This is a genomic window from Rhodococcus sp. 105337 (assembly GCF_012844225.1).
In the GTDB taxonomy this organism is placed as follows: domain Bacteria; phylum Actinomycetota; class Actinomycetes; order Mycobacteriales; family Mycobacteriaceae; genus Rhodococcus.
Genome location: NZ_JABAGQ010000001.1, coordinates 277794 through 292648, shown reverse-complemented (window position 1 = coordinate 292648; position 14855 = coordinate 277794). Strand labels below are relative to the sequence as shown.

Genomic DNA, 14855 nt, shown 5'->3' with positions numbered 1-14855 from the left:
CAGACCCGAACGGAGAAATGCTGTGTTATTGACCAATTCACTCGACATCGATGCGGCAGCCGACGACGTATTTCGTTTGATCAACGATGACGTCGAAAAGGTGGCGACGTGTGTACCCGGCGCAGCGATCACCGGTAAGGACGGTGACACGTTCCTCGGAGGAGTCAAGGTCAGGGTCGGGCCGATCAGTGCGTCTTACTCCGGTACCATTCGTTTCCTCGAGATCGACCGGGATGCAAGGACGCTGAAGCTCGCGGCCAAGGGTGCCGACTCGCACGGCAATGGTGACGCGGAGGCAGAGGTAGCGATCACCGTAGAACAGGTCGGCAACGGATCGCGGCTCACACTCGTTACCGACCTGGTGATCAGCGGCAAGATCGTCTCGTTCGGCAAGGGCGCGATCGTGGCCGTGTCGAACAAGGTGCTGCAACAGTTCGCTGTCAACCTCGGCGCGATGCTGGCCGGTGGCCAAGCGGTGCCGGCGGCTGCGTCCGTGCCGGTTACACACACATCCCATTCCACTGGTGCGCCACAGCAGTTCGCTGCTCCGGGAGGTGGATCGGTAGCGGGAGAATTCGATGCGCTGGCCATGATTCCTGCACCGGCTCGCAAATACGGGCTCGTGACCGCAGTCTTTCTTGCAGGCATGGTGGAAGGTTGGCTCGTCACGCGTGCCTTCCGCCGGCGGTAGGCACCCGCCGTCACCGCTGTCAGATCAGGCTGCGGGGACGGATGGCGTTCGCGAGATCGACCAGGACGTAGCGGTGCGCGCGCTCGGGGCACTTGCGGGCGAGTTCGCGAAGGGCGGCTTCGGTGCCGCGGCGCAGACCGTTCTCCGTGAACCGGCTGTCGAGGATCCGGCCGTGGTCACGCCGGGGGGATCGCCCGGCCCGGATCCATTCGAGGGCGGTGCCGAGAACCAGGGCACGCATCTGCAGGGCGCGGCCCTCGTCGGCGGGCAACGACGACACACGCTTCGCGGCGTCGAAGAGGTCGGCATCGGTCAGCTCGTCGATGTTGCCGTGACGCAGCAAGATCAGCGCTGCGGTCATGCTCGCGACGTTGTGGTGTCGTGACGTGTGGGGAACCTGGTCGAGGACGTCGACCGCGTCGCCGGTCCTGCCGCTGCCCGCGAGTTGGCGGGCGAGGCCGAAGGCGGCACTGACCACGCTGTGATCGGTGCGCCACACCGTGCGGTAGAAGTTCTCGCAGAAGGCACGCCAGGACGCGGGATCATCGCTCTCCCAGTGTTCGAGCGTCAGTTCCGCGGTGGCGGCGAGCGCGAGTTTGGGTGCGAGTTCACCCGGCAATGCCTGCAGCACCCGATCGAAGCGGGCGAATGCGCCTTCGTAGTCTTCTTGTAGCAGGGCAGCGTTACCGGCGTACCAGTCGATACGCCAATCGGCGCCGGTCTCCCGTTCGAGCCGGGTGAGGATCTCGATGGCTTGTTCGCCGCGCCCCAGATCCAGATTGGCCCGCACTTCGGCGAGAGTGATCTCGCGGGAGAACGCGGCGTCGGTGGTTCCGGACACGCGCTCGAGTCCGTTGTCTCGGGCGTGCCGCAACGAGTCGAGGGTCTGCTGGGGTTCGCTGTGCACGGCTGCGGTGAGAAGGGCGGCACTCGGATCCGCGGGGTCGAGCAGCGGCACGGGCAGCGCCGCTGTGACGGCGCGAGGGGAGAGCACCACCGTACGATCGACTCCGTCGGCGAGCGCGTCGGTGCGAGCCACATCCTCGTCGGTGCCGAAGGTCGTGCGTTGCGGGCTGAACATCGTGGAGAACCCGGGATGTTCGGTGCGGGTCTGTTGCGACAGGATTTCGCGGAGCACTCCGGTGAGCTGGCCGGCAACCTCGTCGGCCGACGAGAACCGCAGGGCTGGATCCGCGTTCGTCGCGCGCAGGAGCAGGCGGTGGAACGAGTCGAATTCGGCGAGCAACGGAGCCTTTGCCGGTGTGGGCAGTCCGTCGAGGTACCGGCCCTTCTCCGAGGGCATTTCCAAGGTGAGTACCGCGAGCGTGCGGCCTACGGTGTAGATGTCGCTGGCGACGGTGGGACCCGTCCGCACGATTTCGGGAGCTTGATATCCGGGGGTGCCGTACAGGTACCCGTAGTCCTCGATGCCTGTCACGGCGCCGAGGTCGATCAGTTCGAGTTGCTCGTCGGTCACCATGATGTTCTCGGGTTTGAGGTCGTTGTAGACGAGACCGATCTCGTGCAGATATTGCAGCGCCGGAAGAACTTCCAGCATGTAGGCGATGGCCTGCTCGACCGGCATCCGTTGTGGCTTCGAGTACGTGTCGAGGACTTCCCTCAGCGTGTGCCCGCCGACGTACTCCATGACGATGTAACCCATCGGCGTGCCGTCGGGGAGTGGGTGCTCGACGAAGTTGTAGATGCGCACGATGCTCGGGTGGCTGACTTCCGCGAGGAATTGCTGCTCGGCGACCGCGACGGCTTGCGCCTCCGCATCACCCGAGTGCAGCAGACCCTTGAGGACAACCCACCGATCGCTGACGTTGCGGTCCACAGCGAGGTAGATCCAGCCGAGCGCGCCGTGCGCGAGGCACCCTTGGATCTCGTACTGGCCCGCCACGAGATCTCCGCGCTGCAGGACAGGGGTGAAGGAGTAGGGTGACCCGCACCGCGGGCAGGTGCCCGCTGTCGGTCCCGGGCCGGACGGTGTGCTGCGCCCGACCGGTTCGCCGCACTTCCAGCAGAACCGTTTCCCCTCCGCGACATGCGGTGTGCGCAGCACGGCGTGCATCGGGTCCTGTGGCGCAGCGACCGGGACGTCGACCAGTCCTGCGATGCGGCGACGGCCCGTTCCGCGCGGCCGGGTACGCCGGCTCGAGGAACGCTGAGAGGGAATCGAACGCTCGGACGGACCCGTGGCCGGGAGCGGGGCCCGCTGCGTTCCCTGCCCCGGCGCGGTCTCGCTCTGCGCGCTCGTGGAAGCGGAGTCTGCGTCGTCGGGCGTGCGGTTGGCGGACATCACTTCCTCAATCCACGTACGTGGGTGCCGGTGGCTCCGGCGCGGGCCCCAGTACCGAAAGGTACCTGTCGTAGAGTGCGGTCCAGGTGCCGTCCGAGCGGATACGTTCCAGTGTGCGGTTGACGAACCGAACCAGGTCGTCGTTGCCCCGGGTGATCCCGATTCCGTACGGTTCCGTGCGCAGCGAGTCCCCGACGACTTCGACGTACGGGTCCTGGGCGGCGAAGCCCGCCAGGATCGTGTCGTCGGTGCTCACGGCGTCGACCTGCCGTTGCTGGAGCACCACCAGGCAGTCCGCCCAGGACGGGACCGTCAGAATCGACGCGGACGGCTGTACCTCGCGCATCCGCTCGAGCGAAGTGGTGCCGTCGACGATGCACACGCGTCGCCCCACGAGGTCGGAGACGTTGCGGATCCCGGAATTTCTGACCACGAGCACACGTTGCTCGGCGCGCAGATAGGTTGTGGAAAAGTCCACGAGTTCGCGACGCGCGCACGTGATGCTCATCGTCTTCGCCACGATGTCCACCGTCGAAGTCTGCAGCGCCTCCTCGCGCTCGGCGGAACTGAGAATCCGGAAATCGACCGATTCGGGACTGCCGAGGAGATCACGGGCGATTTCACGAGCGATGTCGACATCGAAGCCGGTGATGTCACCGGTGGTGGGGTCGCGATAACTCAGCAGATTGCTCCCGGCGTCGAGTCCGACGATCAGGCGGCCCCGGGCGCGGATCGCGTCGAGGGTCGGTCCGGAGTCGGCGCCGTTCGGGCGCAGGCTCGCGGTGGGGTCACCGCATTCCGGTGAGGCGGATGTCGGCCCGGACGGGTCGGCGATCCTGGCGCCTTCCGGAAGCGGGAAGGTTCTCTCGGCGGTCTCGACGACGGATGGACCAGGGGAAGGCTGTGTGCCGCAAGAGGATATGAGAGCAGCAGTGGCACACAGTGCAGCGGCGAAGGCGGAGGTGCGGCGCGATCTCATTGGTACTCCCTGATCCGTCGCCACAGTCCGATGCCGCTTCCCGTGAGCGCGATGACGACGAGGATCACGGCGGCCGGAACGAGCCCCGACAATGTGCGGGAGGCACGGGACTCGTTGTCGCGTAGTTCGGTACGTGATTCTGCGATGGCGGTCGAGAGGGCACCGTCGAGTGTTGTGAACTGTGCGGTGGATTCGTCCGGGCCGGGTCCGATCACCAGGACGACGGCGGCCTCGTAGTCGCCGCGTTCGAGAGCGTCCGTCGTGCGCGCATGAGAATTGATCCACGCGTCGCGGGCTGCCTGCGCACGCTGTACCGCTTCGGCCCCGGCTTCGGTGGGGTCGGCGCCGCCGTACCGTTCGAGAAGTTCCCCGAGGCGGGTGATCCGCTCGCCGTACGTTCCGTCGTACGCGCCGGTGGAGTGGCGTTGCGCCAGCAGCAGCGTTTCGGCGGTGCGTGACTGCTGGGCGAGGATTCTGCTCTCCGTGAGGACCGCCAATGGTTCGGCGCCCTGTTCGAGGGCGCGTTCGGTGGCGTCGGAGGACACCAGTCCCGCGACGAGAAGCCAGGCGAGCAGCGACCCGGCCGCGGCGATGGCCACCAGCAGACCGAGATTGAACGTGCGGCGGGTTTTGCGGCTGACCAGCATGTGAACCGCGACGAGCGCGGCGACGGTGACGAGCAGCAGTCCGATCGCCGGCCATGGTGGCCGCACCGCGGCACGCTGCGTGGCCTCGACCGCGGAGATCCCTTCCGACTGCAGTTCCTGCGCCGCGGGAAGCAACACGGACTGCATCATGTACGACGCTTCCCCGAGGTAGGCGGAGGCGACGGGATTGCCGACGCGCGAATTGGCGCGCGCGGTCTCGATCAGCCCGGTGTAGACGGGCAGCATGCGTCCGATCTCGGTGAGGTTGCGGGTGCTGTGGGCCTGGTCCGCGGTGAGACCGGCCGCGGCGATCACGAGATGGTCGGAGGCCTCGGCGAGGGCGTCGAGATAACGCTCCCGAACCTCGGCGGGCTCGATGCCCCCGGAGATGAACCCTGTCACCGCGGCGGCGTCCGCGACGGACAGCGCGCTGTACAGGTTTTGGGAAGCGTTCGCGAGCGGTTCGGTCGTCGCGAGGAGCCGGCCGTGCGTGTCCTGCCGTGCGCCCACGAGTTGCACCGTCACCACGCACGACGCGACGAGCAGGACGGCGAGCACACCCGCGAGGACCGCGAAGAGCACGGGAGTGGACTGCAACGTGCTGCCGCGTCGGCGGGCAGCGCGTACAACCGGGTTTTTGGGATCCTCGGTACGCTGGTTGTGGTTCTCGACCGGTAGAACAGTAGGGGTCAGGCGAATATCCACCGCATAACCCCCCTTCTCAGGTTGCCGGTTTTGTGGAGCATATAAGCAGCACGCGAAAGAATGTGCCGACCACGGACACGGGATCTCCTCGCCCGAGCACTTCCGTGACGGCTGGGACCAGGGAGCGGACAGGATGCGCGGTGACGGGGACGGCTGGGCCGTCGGGCCGGACGGTGACAAGCGGTGGGGACGGCACGGTGCCGCCGGATTGCTCCTGCGCGCGCCGCTTCCGGACGGGACTCCCGCTGTTCTCCTGCAGCACCGGGCGGCGTGGAGTCATCAGGGCGGAACGTGGGCACTGCCCGGCGGCGCTCGCGACTCGCACGAAAGCACCGTCGACGCGGCGGTCCGCGAAGCGCACGAGGAGGCCGGGATCGAGGTGACGGCACTCGCCGTGCGTGCCGTGCGGGTCACCTCCGGGTCGGTGGGCGGGTGGACCTACACCACGGTCGTCGCCGACGCTGCTGCTCCGCTCGACACCACGCTCAACGGTGAGAGCACCGAACTCCGCTGGGTGCCCGAAGAGCAGGTCGGCGAGATGCCGTTGCACGCGGGTTTCGCGGAGGCGTGGCCCGCCCTGCGCACCCGCCCGGTACGGATGCTGCTCGACACCGCGAATGTCCTCGGCTCGACCGGGCCGACGGGCTGGTGGCGGGATCGTCCGGGCGCGACGAGTGCTCTGCTCGCGAATCTCGCCGCCGTCCTTCCCCGGACCGTCGAGCTTCCGGACGGCCTGTTCGGGTGGGTGCCGCAGGTCGAGGCGGTCCTCGAAGGAGCTGCCCGCGGTGCGGCGACGGACGACGCCCGCATTCCCGTGCACACCGCGGAGGGGAGCGGAGACGACGAACTGGCCCGCCTCGCGGCAAGTACTGCGACCGCGGTCGACCCGGGGGTCACGGTCGTGGTCACCGCCGACCGCGGACTTCGTGACCGGCTTCCCGGCAACGCGGTGACACTGCCCCCGTCCGCTGTCCTGGCGTGGCTCTAGAGCGCGCCGTTCACGGTGTGGGCAGCGCGGCTTTCAGCGCTGCGGCGGCGGCGCGCGGATCGGCGGCTTCGGTGATGGCCCGCACGACGGCGATCCGGGTGGCGCCCGCGTCGAGGACCTGAGGCAGCCGCTCGAGATCGATCCCGCCGATCGCGAACCACGGCCTGCGCGGATGCGACTTGTGGACCTCTCGCAGCACGCTCAGACCCGCTGCCGGACGACCCGGTTTGGTCGGGGTGTCCCACACCGGACCCGACGCGAAATAGTCGACTCCCTCTTCGATGTCGGCGAGCGACGCCTGCCCGCGGGTGCCGGTCGACCGGCCGATCACGATGTCGTCGCCGAGGATGCTTCGCGCATGCTCGACCGGCAGGTCGCCCTGGCCGAGGTGGAGGATGTCGGCACCCGCGGCAAGGGCGATGTCGGCTCGGTCGTTGACCGCCAGCAACGCACCGTGGCGCGCGCATGCGTCGGCCAGGATGGACAGGGCTGCGAGTTCGTCACGCGCCTCGAGCCGGCCGTACTTCTTCTCACCCGCCGAACCCTTGTCGCGCAGCTGAACGATGTCGACACCGCCGGTCAGCGCCTCGTCGATGAAACGGGCGAGGTCGCCGGTGTCGCGGCGCGCGTCGGTGCACAGGTACAGCCGGGCGGTCGCGAGACGCCCACGGGGGTCGGGATGGTTGCCGCGGTAGGTGGTCACGGTCAAGACGGTAACCTCTCGGGTAGACGAGATACGACACGGGAGTCCCGAGGTACACGGGGCTGAGAGGGGGCCTGCCGGCCCCGACCGTTATGACCTGAACCGGATCATGCCGGCGCAGGGAGTGAGGTGGACCGATGACAACAGTGGCAGTCGTGGGTGGCGGAGTGATCGGTCTGTCGATCGCGTGGCGCGCGGCCCGCTCGGGGTATGTCGTCACCGTCCACGATCCGGATCCCGGTTCGGGTGCGTCCTGGGTGGCAGGCGGAATGCTCGCCCCGTTGTCCGAAGGGTGGCCCGGCGAAGGCCACGTCCTCGAACTCGGTGCCGCGTCGCTGCAGCGCTGGCCCGAGTTCGCGGCACTCCTCCGGTCCGGGACCGGCATCGACCTGGTGACCTCCACCGCGTCGATGACGGTGGCTCTCGACGCCGCAGACGCCGCGGACCTGCGCACGGTCGCCGAGTGGGTTCAGGCGCAGGGCCACGAGATGCGGGTGCTCTCCCGTGCGGAGGTGCGAGACCTCGAACCGTCCCTCGGGCCTCGCATCCGTCTCGGTTTGCTCGCGTCGGCGGAATTGTCCGTGGACAACCGGGCGCTCGTCGTCGCCCTGCGTCGTGCCGCTGTCGATGCCGGTGTCCGATTCTCCGAGGCGCCGGTCGCCGACCTCGCCGACCTCGCCGCCGATCGCGTGGTGCTCGCGGCCGGTTCCGCCTCCTCCCGGTTGTGGCCGGCCCTGCCGGTACGGCCCGTCAAGGGCGAGATCCTGCGGTTGCGGATGCGCCCCGGAGCGACGCCGCTTCCGGAGCGCACCATCCGGGGCAACGTCCACGGCAGACCCGCCTACCTGGTACCCCGCCGTGACGGTCTCGTGGTCGGTGCCACCCAGTACGAGGCGGCGGATACGCAGGTGACCGTCGCGGGGGTGCGCGACCTGATCGCCGATGCGGAGGCACTGCTGCCGGCGATCGGCGAGTACGAACTCCACGAGGCGAGCGCGGGACTGCGCCCCATGACACCGGACAACCTTCCGCTCATCGGGCGGTTGTCGGAACGCGTGATCGCCGCGACGGGACACGGCCGCAACGGCGTGCTGCTCACACCCCTGACCGTCGACGCGGTGCTCGCAGAATTGTCCGAAGATCCCTTGTCCGAGGTGAAGCATGCTTCCCCTCAACGATTTACGGAAGTGGTAGCGCAATGACCAACGGAACCGGGTCGAACCGAACTCAGGTGGGCGTCACCGTCAACGGTGAGGACAAAGACTTCGCGGTGGCACCGACGATGTCGGAACTGCTGGCAGGCATGGGGCTGCCCGAGAAGGGCCTCGCCGTCGCAGTCGACGGCGTGGTGTTCCCCCGCAGCCGCTGGAGCGAGCGGGTCGCCGCGGGCGCACAGATCGAGATTCTCACGGCGGTCCAGGGTGGCTGAATTCCTCGACGGCCCTTCCGGCGACCCGGCCGCGGACCTGCCGCCGTTGACCATCGCCGGTCGCACCTTCGGGTCCCGGCTGATCACCGGAACGGGCGGAGCGGCGAGTCTCGCTGCGCTGGAAGACGCGCTGGTCGCGTCCGGAACCGAACTGACGACCGTCGCGATGCGCCGTGTCGATCCGACATCGGGCACCGGTGTCCTCGATCTGGTGCGCCGGCTGGGGATCGCGCTGCTGCCGAACACCGCCGGTTGCCGTGGCGCGAAGGAAGCCGTGCTCACCGCGCAACTCGGACGTGAGGCGCTCGAGACCGACTGGGTCAAACTCGAAGTCATCGCCGACGAGCGGACACTGCTCCCCGACGCGATCGAACTGGTCGCGGCTGCCGAGCAATTGGTCGACGACGGGTTCGTGGTCCTGCCGTACACGACGGACGACCCCGTGCTCGCGCGCCGGCTCGAGGACGTCGGCTGTGCCGTGGTCATGCCGCTCGGCTCGCCCATCGGGACGGGCCTGGGCATTGCGAACCCGCATCACATCGAGATGATCGTCGAGGCGGCCGGGGTGCCGGTGATCCTGGACGCCGGAATCGGCACCGCATCCGACGCCGCGCTCGCAATGGAACTCGGTTGCGACGCAGTGCTGCTCGCAACCGCGGTCACGCGCGCGAAAGAACCCGCGTTGATGGCCTCGGCGATGCGGCACGCGGTCGAAGCGGGATTCCGCGCACGCCATGCCGGACGGATTCCGAAACGGTTCTGGGCGCAGGCGTCGTCGCCTCTCGAACCCTGATGACGGTGCGGTAGCTGCGCGCGCGGTCCCGATCGTGCAGAGTATGGCCCATGATCGAAGTGACCGGACTGACCAAGACCTTCGGGTCCACGACCGCGGTCGACGATGTGACGTTCACGGTCCGCCCCGGCATCGTCACCGGGTTTCTCGGCCCCAACGGCGCCGGGAAGTCGACGACGATGCGCATGATCCTGGGCCTGGACCGCCCGACCTCGGGCAGCGCGCTCATCGGAGGCAAGCCGTATCGCAGCCTGACACGGCCGCTCCAGACGGTGGGAGCGCTCCTCGACGCGAAGTGGGTGCACCCCAACAGGACGGCGCGTGCGCACCTTCGGTGGCTCGCGGCGTCCAACGGCCTGCCGGCCTCCCGCGTGGACGAGGTGCTGCGCCAGGTCGGTCTCACCGAAGTCGCCGGGAAGCGCGCCGGTGGGTTCTCTCTCGGCATGTCGCAGCGGCTCGGTCTCGCCGGGGCGCTGCTCGGCGACCCGCAGGTGCTGCTCTTCGACGAGCCCGTCAACGGGCTCGACCCGGAGGGCATCATGTGGATCCGCCGCTTCATGCACGCCCTTGCGGCAGAGGGTCGCACCGTGCTGGTGTCGAGCCACCTGCTGTCGGAGATGGCACAGACCGCCGACCATCTGATCGTCATCGGGCGGGGACGCCTGATCGCCGACACGTCGGTGAAGGACTTCGTGGACCGGGCCTCCGAATCGGTCGTCGTGGTGCGCAGTCCTTCTGCCGGCGAGCTGCGCAGCGCCCTCACCGAGCGGGGGTACACCGTCCGCGAAGAGGACGGGGCGCTGCTGGTGCCGAACGTGGGCATTGCCGAGGTCGGTGAACTCGCCGCGTCGCGATCACTCGTGCTGCACGAACTGTCCAGCCGTAACGCGTCGCTCGAAGACGCATTCATGAAACTCACCGGGGGCCACGTGGAATTCCACGGCACCGGAACCGACGACGTCATGAAAGGCGGACTGTGATGGCGGGGACCGTGCTCGACACGCTGCGGGCCGAACGGATCAAACTCACCTCGGTGCAGTCGCCGTTGTGGTGCACGGTGGTGATCGTCGCGCTCGGGCTGGGCCTGGCCGCGGTTCTCGGTTCGGTCGCGCGCAGTTCGCTCACCGCGGACGACGAAGTGATGCAGTTCTATCCCACCGTCGATGTCGCCGTCAGCGGTGTCACGGGATTCGGCGTGTTGGTGCTGATGATCCTGGCAGCACTGTCGGTCACCAGCGAATACCGGTTCGGCGTCATCCGCACGACCTTCCAGGCCACGCCCAACCGGACGCTCCTCCTGACGGTCAAGGCCGCGCTCATCGGTGTGCTCGGCGCGATTCTCACCGGCGTGCTCGGTCTCGCGTCGTTCCTTCTCGCGAAGATGCTGGCGGGACCGGATGCCGGACGAGATCTCGTACTCAGCGGCGAGCCGGCGTGGCGGGCGATCTACGGAATTCCGCTCTACGCGTTCCTCTGTGTGGTGCTCGCGATCGGTGTCGGTACGCTGCTGCGCCAGTCCGCCGGGACGATCGCGCTGCTGCTGCTGTGGCCACTGCTCATCGAGTCGCTGTTCGGATTGTTCGGATCGGTCGGACGTGAAATCCAACCGTTCCTGCCCTTCGCCAACGCCAACAACTTCCTCAGCATGGAGCAGGGCATCGAATTCCACTGGGGTGCATGGGGTTCCCTCGTGTATTTTGCGGTTTTCACGGCTGTGGTGTTCGCTGTGTCACTGGTCGTGGTGAACAAGCGGGACGCCTGAGCACCACGCGCGGACCCCACCGGTCGATTACGCTCTGCCCATGGCGCGCGGACGGTGGGGACGGGCGGGGTTGTCGATCGCGGTAGCGGTCCTGTCGGTCGCGGGATGTGCGGCCGACGACAGTACCGAGGGCGGTGGTTCCGGCAGCGGGGGTTCCGGCAGCGTCGATTCCCCCAGCGGGCAGGCACCGCCGTCGCTCGACCCGTACGCGATCGCCGACCGGGTGCAGATCGAGGCGGTCACCGCACATCTGAGCGAACTCGAACGCATCGCCGGCGAGAACGACGGCAACCGCGCGCTCGGCACCCCCGGATACGACGCGAGTGTCGACTACGTCGCCGGCCGGTTGCGCGACGCCGGGTTCGAGGTGCAGACACCGGAATTCGACGTGACCGGGTTCGACGTGGAGACCGAGACCCTCGACATCGACGGCACCCCCGTGGGCGTGCGCGCGCTGGGCTTCTCGCCCTCGACCGGGCCGGACGGACTCACCGTGCGCCCCGTGCGGATTCCGGCCGACGAGACGCCGGGCTGTGAGCCCACCGACTACGACGGCCTCGACGTCTCCGGATCGGCGGTACTCGTCGACCGCGGTGCGTGCACGTTCTCGGTGAAGGAGCAGGTCGCCGCGGATCGGGGAGCGGCCGCAGTGCTGGTCGTCAACAACGAGGACGGGCCGCTGTCCGATGCGGGACTCGCCGAAGACGAGAAACCCCGGATACCTGTCGGAGGACTCGCCCGGCAGGACGCCGACACGGTCGCAGGGGCATCCTCGGTGAATCTGACTCTCGACACCACGACCGAGAGGCAGCGTTCGTGCAACGTGATCGCCGAGACCTCCACCGGCGCGGCCGACAATGTGGTGGTCGTCGGCGCACATCTCGACAGCGTCCCGGAGGGGCCCGGCATCAACGACAACGGCACGGGAGTCGCCTCCGTGCTCGAAACCGCACTGCAACTCGGCGCGGAACCGGATGTTGCCAACAAGGTGCGCTTCGCATTCTGGGGAGCGGAAGAAGCCGGGCTCGTCGGATCCGCTCGTTATATCGACGGATTGTCCGACGACGAACGCCGCGACATCGCGCTGTATCTCAACTTCGACATGCTCGGCTCCCCGAACCCCGGGTACCTCGTCTTCGACGGAGACGACTCCGACGGCGAAGGGGAAGGTCCCGGGCCGGAGGGATCGGCGGGGATCGAGCGGACGTTCGCACAATTCTTCGCGGAGCGCGGCATCACCGTGTCGGGCACCGATTTCGACGGCAGGTCCGATTACGGACCGTTCGTCGCCGTCGGCATTCCCGCCGGTGGGGTGTTCAGCGGTGCAGACGATGTGAAGACCGCCGAACAGGCGGAGCTGTGGGGCGGTACCGGCGGTAAGGCATTCGACCCGAACTACCACACCGCCGAGGACGACGTCGCGAACGTGGACCGCGACGCGCTCGCCGCAGCCGCGGCGGCCGTCGGGTACGGCACGGCGTTCTACGCGTTGTCGGTGGATGGGCCGGACGGGGTGCCCGTCGGCGACGCACGAGTGCAGGCACGCGAGGCGTTCACCGAGTAACCGGCACCGGCTGCGGTCACTTCTCCTGTAGCCGCCACAACGGGTTGACCGGTCCGTGTCCGCGCCCCAGGTCGTACGACCATTCGAGGCACTTGGTGATCCACTCCTTCGCGAACGCCACCGCGTCGGGCACCGACCGGCCGTGTGCGAGAGCCGAGGCGATCGCGGCGGCCAGGGTGTCGCCGCCGCCGTGATCGTTGCCCGTGTCGATCCGGGGGGTGGTGAATTCGAGGAACCGATCCCCGTCGAACAACAAATCGGTGCTCGACGACGACGTGCGCAGATGCCCGCCCTTGACGATGGCCCATTGCGCACCGAGCGCGTGCAGGGCCTCGGCCGCGCGCCGCGCCGACGGGTCGTCCACCACGTCGATGCCCGTGATGAGACGGATCTCGTCCAGATTCGGGGTGACGACGGTGGCCCGCGGGATCAACACCGAACGGATCGCGTCGAGTGCATCGGCATGGACCAGCGGGTCGCCGTGCATCGATGCGCATACCGGGTCGACGACGAGCGGTACCGGCAGATCGCGGCCGATGCCCATCTCGGTGCACACTGCGGCGACGGCTTCGATGATCGAGGTGGACGGGAGCATTCCGGTCTTGGCAGCCGAGATGCCGATGTCGTCGACGACGCACCGAACCTGTGCGGCGACGGTCTCGGCAGGAATCTCGTGGAACCCCTCTACTCCCACCGAGTTCTGCACCGTGACCGCGGCGACCGCGACGCACGCGTGCACACCGCACATCGCCATGGTCCGGGTGTCGGCTTGGATGCCGGCGCCGCCGCCGGAGTCGGTGCCGGCGATGGTGAGGGCGCGAACCGGCGTTTCACCGGCAGCTGACAAGGGCAGAAGTTCCACGGCGCTCACCCTACCGAGGCTGTGGGGGCTCACCCTCGGCAGCGGCTCCACGGCGGGCCCGTCACGAAAGAATGGGAGCCCGGAGGTTCTTGCAGGAACGTGTTCTATAGTGTTCCAGGTCACAGTTCGATCAGGAAAACATCGCTTGGAGATGCTCTTGGACACCAGTACGCCGAGCGCCGATGTGTCCGACAACGCCGACCAGAACCGCTTCGAACTGCGGCTCAACGGAGATCTCGTCGGCATACTCGGCTACTACGACACCAACTGCCCGTCCGGAGTGCCCGGGCCCTGCGATCCGATCGTGGACTTCATGCACACCGTGATCGTGGAAGACTTCGGTCACCGCGGACTCGCGGCCGTCCTGGTGGGCGGCTCCCTCGATATCGCACGGAAACGCGGCTGGCGGGTCCGGCCGATCTGCACCTATGTCCAGCGCTACCTCGACTCACACGGCGGTTACGAGAACGTCGTGGTCTCGCCCGGTCCGGTCGCGCGCAGGCGGGGTGCCTGACCTCCTCGCAGCCGGACTCACAGCCCGGCTCCCTGCCACGGAACTCCGAGACGCCGAACTCCGGGACACCAACCTTCGCTACGCGGGTTCGTCCGCCAGATCGACGATGACCGGAGCGTGGTCGCTCGCGCCCTTGCCCTTGCGCTCGTTGCGGTCGATCTCGGCGCCCGTGACCCGTGCGGCAAACGCGGGAGAACCGAGCACGAAGTCGATCCGCATGCCCTGCTTCTTGGGGAACCGCAACTGCGTGTAATCCCAGTACGTGTACACCCCGGGGCCCGGCGCATGCGGGCGCACCACGTCGGTGAACCCGGCGTCGGCGAACGCATGGAAGGCGTCGCGCTCGGGCTGCGAGGTGTGCGTCTTGCCTTCGAAGAATGCGGGGTCCCAGACGTCGTCGTCGGTGGGTGCGACATTCCAGTCGCCGACGAGGGCGATCTGCTGATCGGGATCGGCGGAGAGCCACGCCTGCGCGTCGGCCCGCAGCTTCGCCAGCCAGTCGAGTTTGTAGGCGTAGTGCGGATCGTTGAGGTCGCGGCCGTTGGGCACGTACAGGCTCCACACCCGCACACCGCCGCACGTCGCGCCGATCGCGCGGGCTTCGAGCGCGGGAGAGATCTCGGGATCCTTGGAGAAGCCGGGCTGGTCTTCGAAACCGACCTGCACGTCCTCCAGGCCGACACGGGAAACGATGGCGACGCCGTTCCATTGGCTCAACCCGACGTGCGCGACCTCGTAGCCCAGTTCTTCGAACCGCTCCGTCGGGAACTGCTCGTCCTTGCACTTCGTCTCCTGCATGGCGAGCACATCGGTGCCTGTCCGCTGCATCCAGTCGACGATCCGGTCGGTCCGGGCCCGGACCGAGTTCACATTCCACGTTGCCAATCGCACGCCCACACTCTAGGGCAGGGGTACG

At 68.0% G+C, this 14855-nt stretch carries 15 protein-coding genes and 1 riboswitch; of the genes, 9 read left to right on the top strand and 6 right to left on the bottom strand.

Features of this window, described 5'->3' with window-relative positions; genetic code table 11:
• Positions 1–22: 22 nt before the first annotated feature.
• Entirely contained in the window at positions 23–691 is a 669-nt protein-coding gene (locus HF886_RS01460; protein ID WP_169651331.1) for an SRPBCC family protein, read from the top strand.
• A gap of 19 nt (positions 692–710) precedes the next feature.
• On the opposite strand, the gene HF886_RS01455 is transcribed toward HF886_RS01460, so the two are convergent.
• Genes HF886_RS01455 through HF886_RS01445 form a run of 3 tightly spaced genes read right to left on the bottom strand, consistent with a single transcriptional unit; the run spans position 711 to position 5324 of the window.
• Positions 711–2993, bottom strand: coding sequence for a serine/threonine-protein kinase (locus HF886_RS01455; protein WP_169651330.1), 2283 nt, complete (start codon positions 2991–2993; stop codon positions 711–713).
• A gap of 7 nt (positions 2994–3000) precedes the next feature.
• On the bottom strand, positions 3001–3972 hold the full coding sequence (locus HF886_RS01450) for a glutamate ABC transporter substrate-binding protein (protein WP_169651329.1): 972 nt from the start codon (positions 3970–3972) through the stop codon (positions 3001–3003).
• A complete protein-coding gene (locus HF886_RS01445) occupies positions 3969–5324 on the bottom strand; it encodes a hypothetical protein (protein WP_169651328.1) in 1356 nt (451 codons plus the stop codon). Before HF886_RS01445 ends, HF886_RS01450 begins: the two co-directional genes overlap by 4 nt.
• 133 nt (positions 5325–5457) lie before the next feature.
• On the opposite strand from HF886_RS01445, the gene HF886_RS01440 reads away from it, so the two are divergent.
• Positions 5458–6312, top strand: a complete 855-nt coding sequence (locus tag HF886_RS01440) for an NUDIX hydrolase (RefSeq protein WP_169619181.1) — start codon at positions 5458–5460, stop codon at positions 6310–6312.
• Between the two features lie 10 nt (positions 6313–6322).
• On the opposite strand, the gene thiE is transcribed toward HF886_RS01440, so the two are convergent.
• Complete coding sequence (gene thiE, locus HF886_RS01435; RefSeq protein WP_169619183.1) at positions 6323–7015, bottom strand: thiamine phosphate synthase; 693 nt, start codon at positions 7013–7015, stop codon at positions 6323–6325.
• A 28-nt stretch (positions 7016–7043) separates the two neighbouring features.
• Positions 7044–7158, top strand: a riboswitch (TPP riboswitch).
• Between thiE and thiO the strand changes: the two genes are divergently transcribed.
• From thiO to HF886_RS01405, 6 genes are all read left to right on the top strand, one after another.
• A complete protein-coding gene (gene thiO, locus HF886_RS01430; RefSeq protein WP_169619185.1) occupies positions 7153–8217 on the top strand; it encodes a glycine oxidase ThiO in 1065 nt (354 codons plus the stop codon). It overlaps the preceding riboswitch by 6 nt.
• The gene (thiS, locus tag HF886_RS01425; RefSeq protein WP_169619187.1) at positions 8214–8444 is read left to right on the top strand and encodes a sulfur carrier protein ThiS; all 231 of its coding nucleotides are present in this window, start codon (positions 8214–8216) and stop codon (positions 8442–8444) included. Before thiO ends, thiS begins: the two co-directional genes overlap by 4 nt.
• Positions 8437–9237, top strand: a complete 801-nt coding sequence (locus HF886_RS01420) for a thiazole synthase (RefSeq protein WP_346765269.1) — start codon at positions 8437–8439, stop codon at positions 9235–9237. Before thiS ends, HF886_RS01420 begins: the two co-directional genes overlap by 8 nt.
• 50 nt (positions 9238–9287) lie before the next feature.
• Positions 9288–10217, top strand: coding sequence for an ABC transporter ATP-binding protein (locus HF886_RS01415; RefSeq protein ID WP_169619189.1), 930 nt, complete (start codon positions 9288–9290; stop codon positions 10215–10217).
• Positions 10217–10999, top strand: coding sequence for an ABC transporter permease (locus tag HF886_RS01410; RefSeq protein ID WP_169619191.1), 783 nt, complete (start codon positions 10217–10219; stop codon positions 10997–10999). The genes HF886_RS01415 and HF886_RS01410 overlap by 1 nt, the downstream gene beginning before the upstream one ends.
• A 40-nt stretch (positions 11000–11039) precedes the next feature.
• Positions 11040–12563 carry a M20/M25/M40 family metallo-hydrolase gene (locus tag HF886_RS01405; protein WP_169651327.1) on the top strand — a complete coding sequence of 508 codons (1524 nt, stop codon included), beginning with the start codon at positions 11040–11042 and terminating at the stop codon, positions 12561–12563.
• A 16-nt stretch (positions 12564–12579) separates the two neighbouring features.
• On the opposite strand, the gene thiD is transcribed toward HF886_RS01405, so the two are convergent.
• Positions 12580–13425, bottom strand: a complete 846-nt coding sequence (gene thiD, locus HF886_RS01400) for a bifunctional hydroxymethylpyrimidine kinase/phosphomethylpyrimidine kinase (protein WP_169619195.1) — start codon at positions 13423–13425, stop codon at positions 12580–12582.
• A gap of 151 nt (positions 13426–13576) precedes the next feature.
• Here thiD and HF886_RS01395 point away from each other — a divergent pair, with 151 nt between their 5' ends.
• The gene (locus HF886_RS01395; protein WP_206036473.1) at positions 13577–13939 is read left to right on the top strand and encodes a GNAT family N-acetyltransferase; all 363 of its coding nucleotides are present in this window, start codon (positions 13577–13579) and stop codon (positions 13937–13939) included.
• 78 nt (positions 13940–14017) lie between these two features.
• Here the strand turns inward: HF886_RS01395 and HF886_RS01390 are convergent, their stop codons facing one another.
• Positions 14018–14830: an exodeoxyribonuclease III gene (locus HF886_RS01390; protein ID WP_169651326.1), complete on the bottom strand. Its 813-nt coding sequence runs from the start codon at positions 14828–14830 to the stop codon at positions 14018–14020.
• Between the last annotated feature and the right edge of the window lie 25 nt (positions 14831–14855).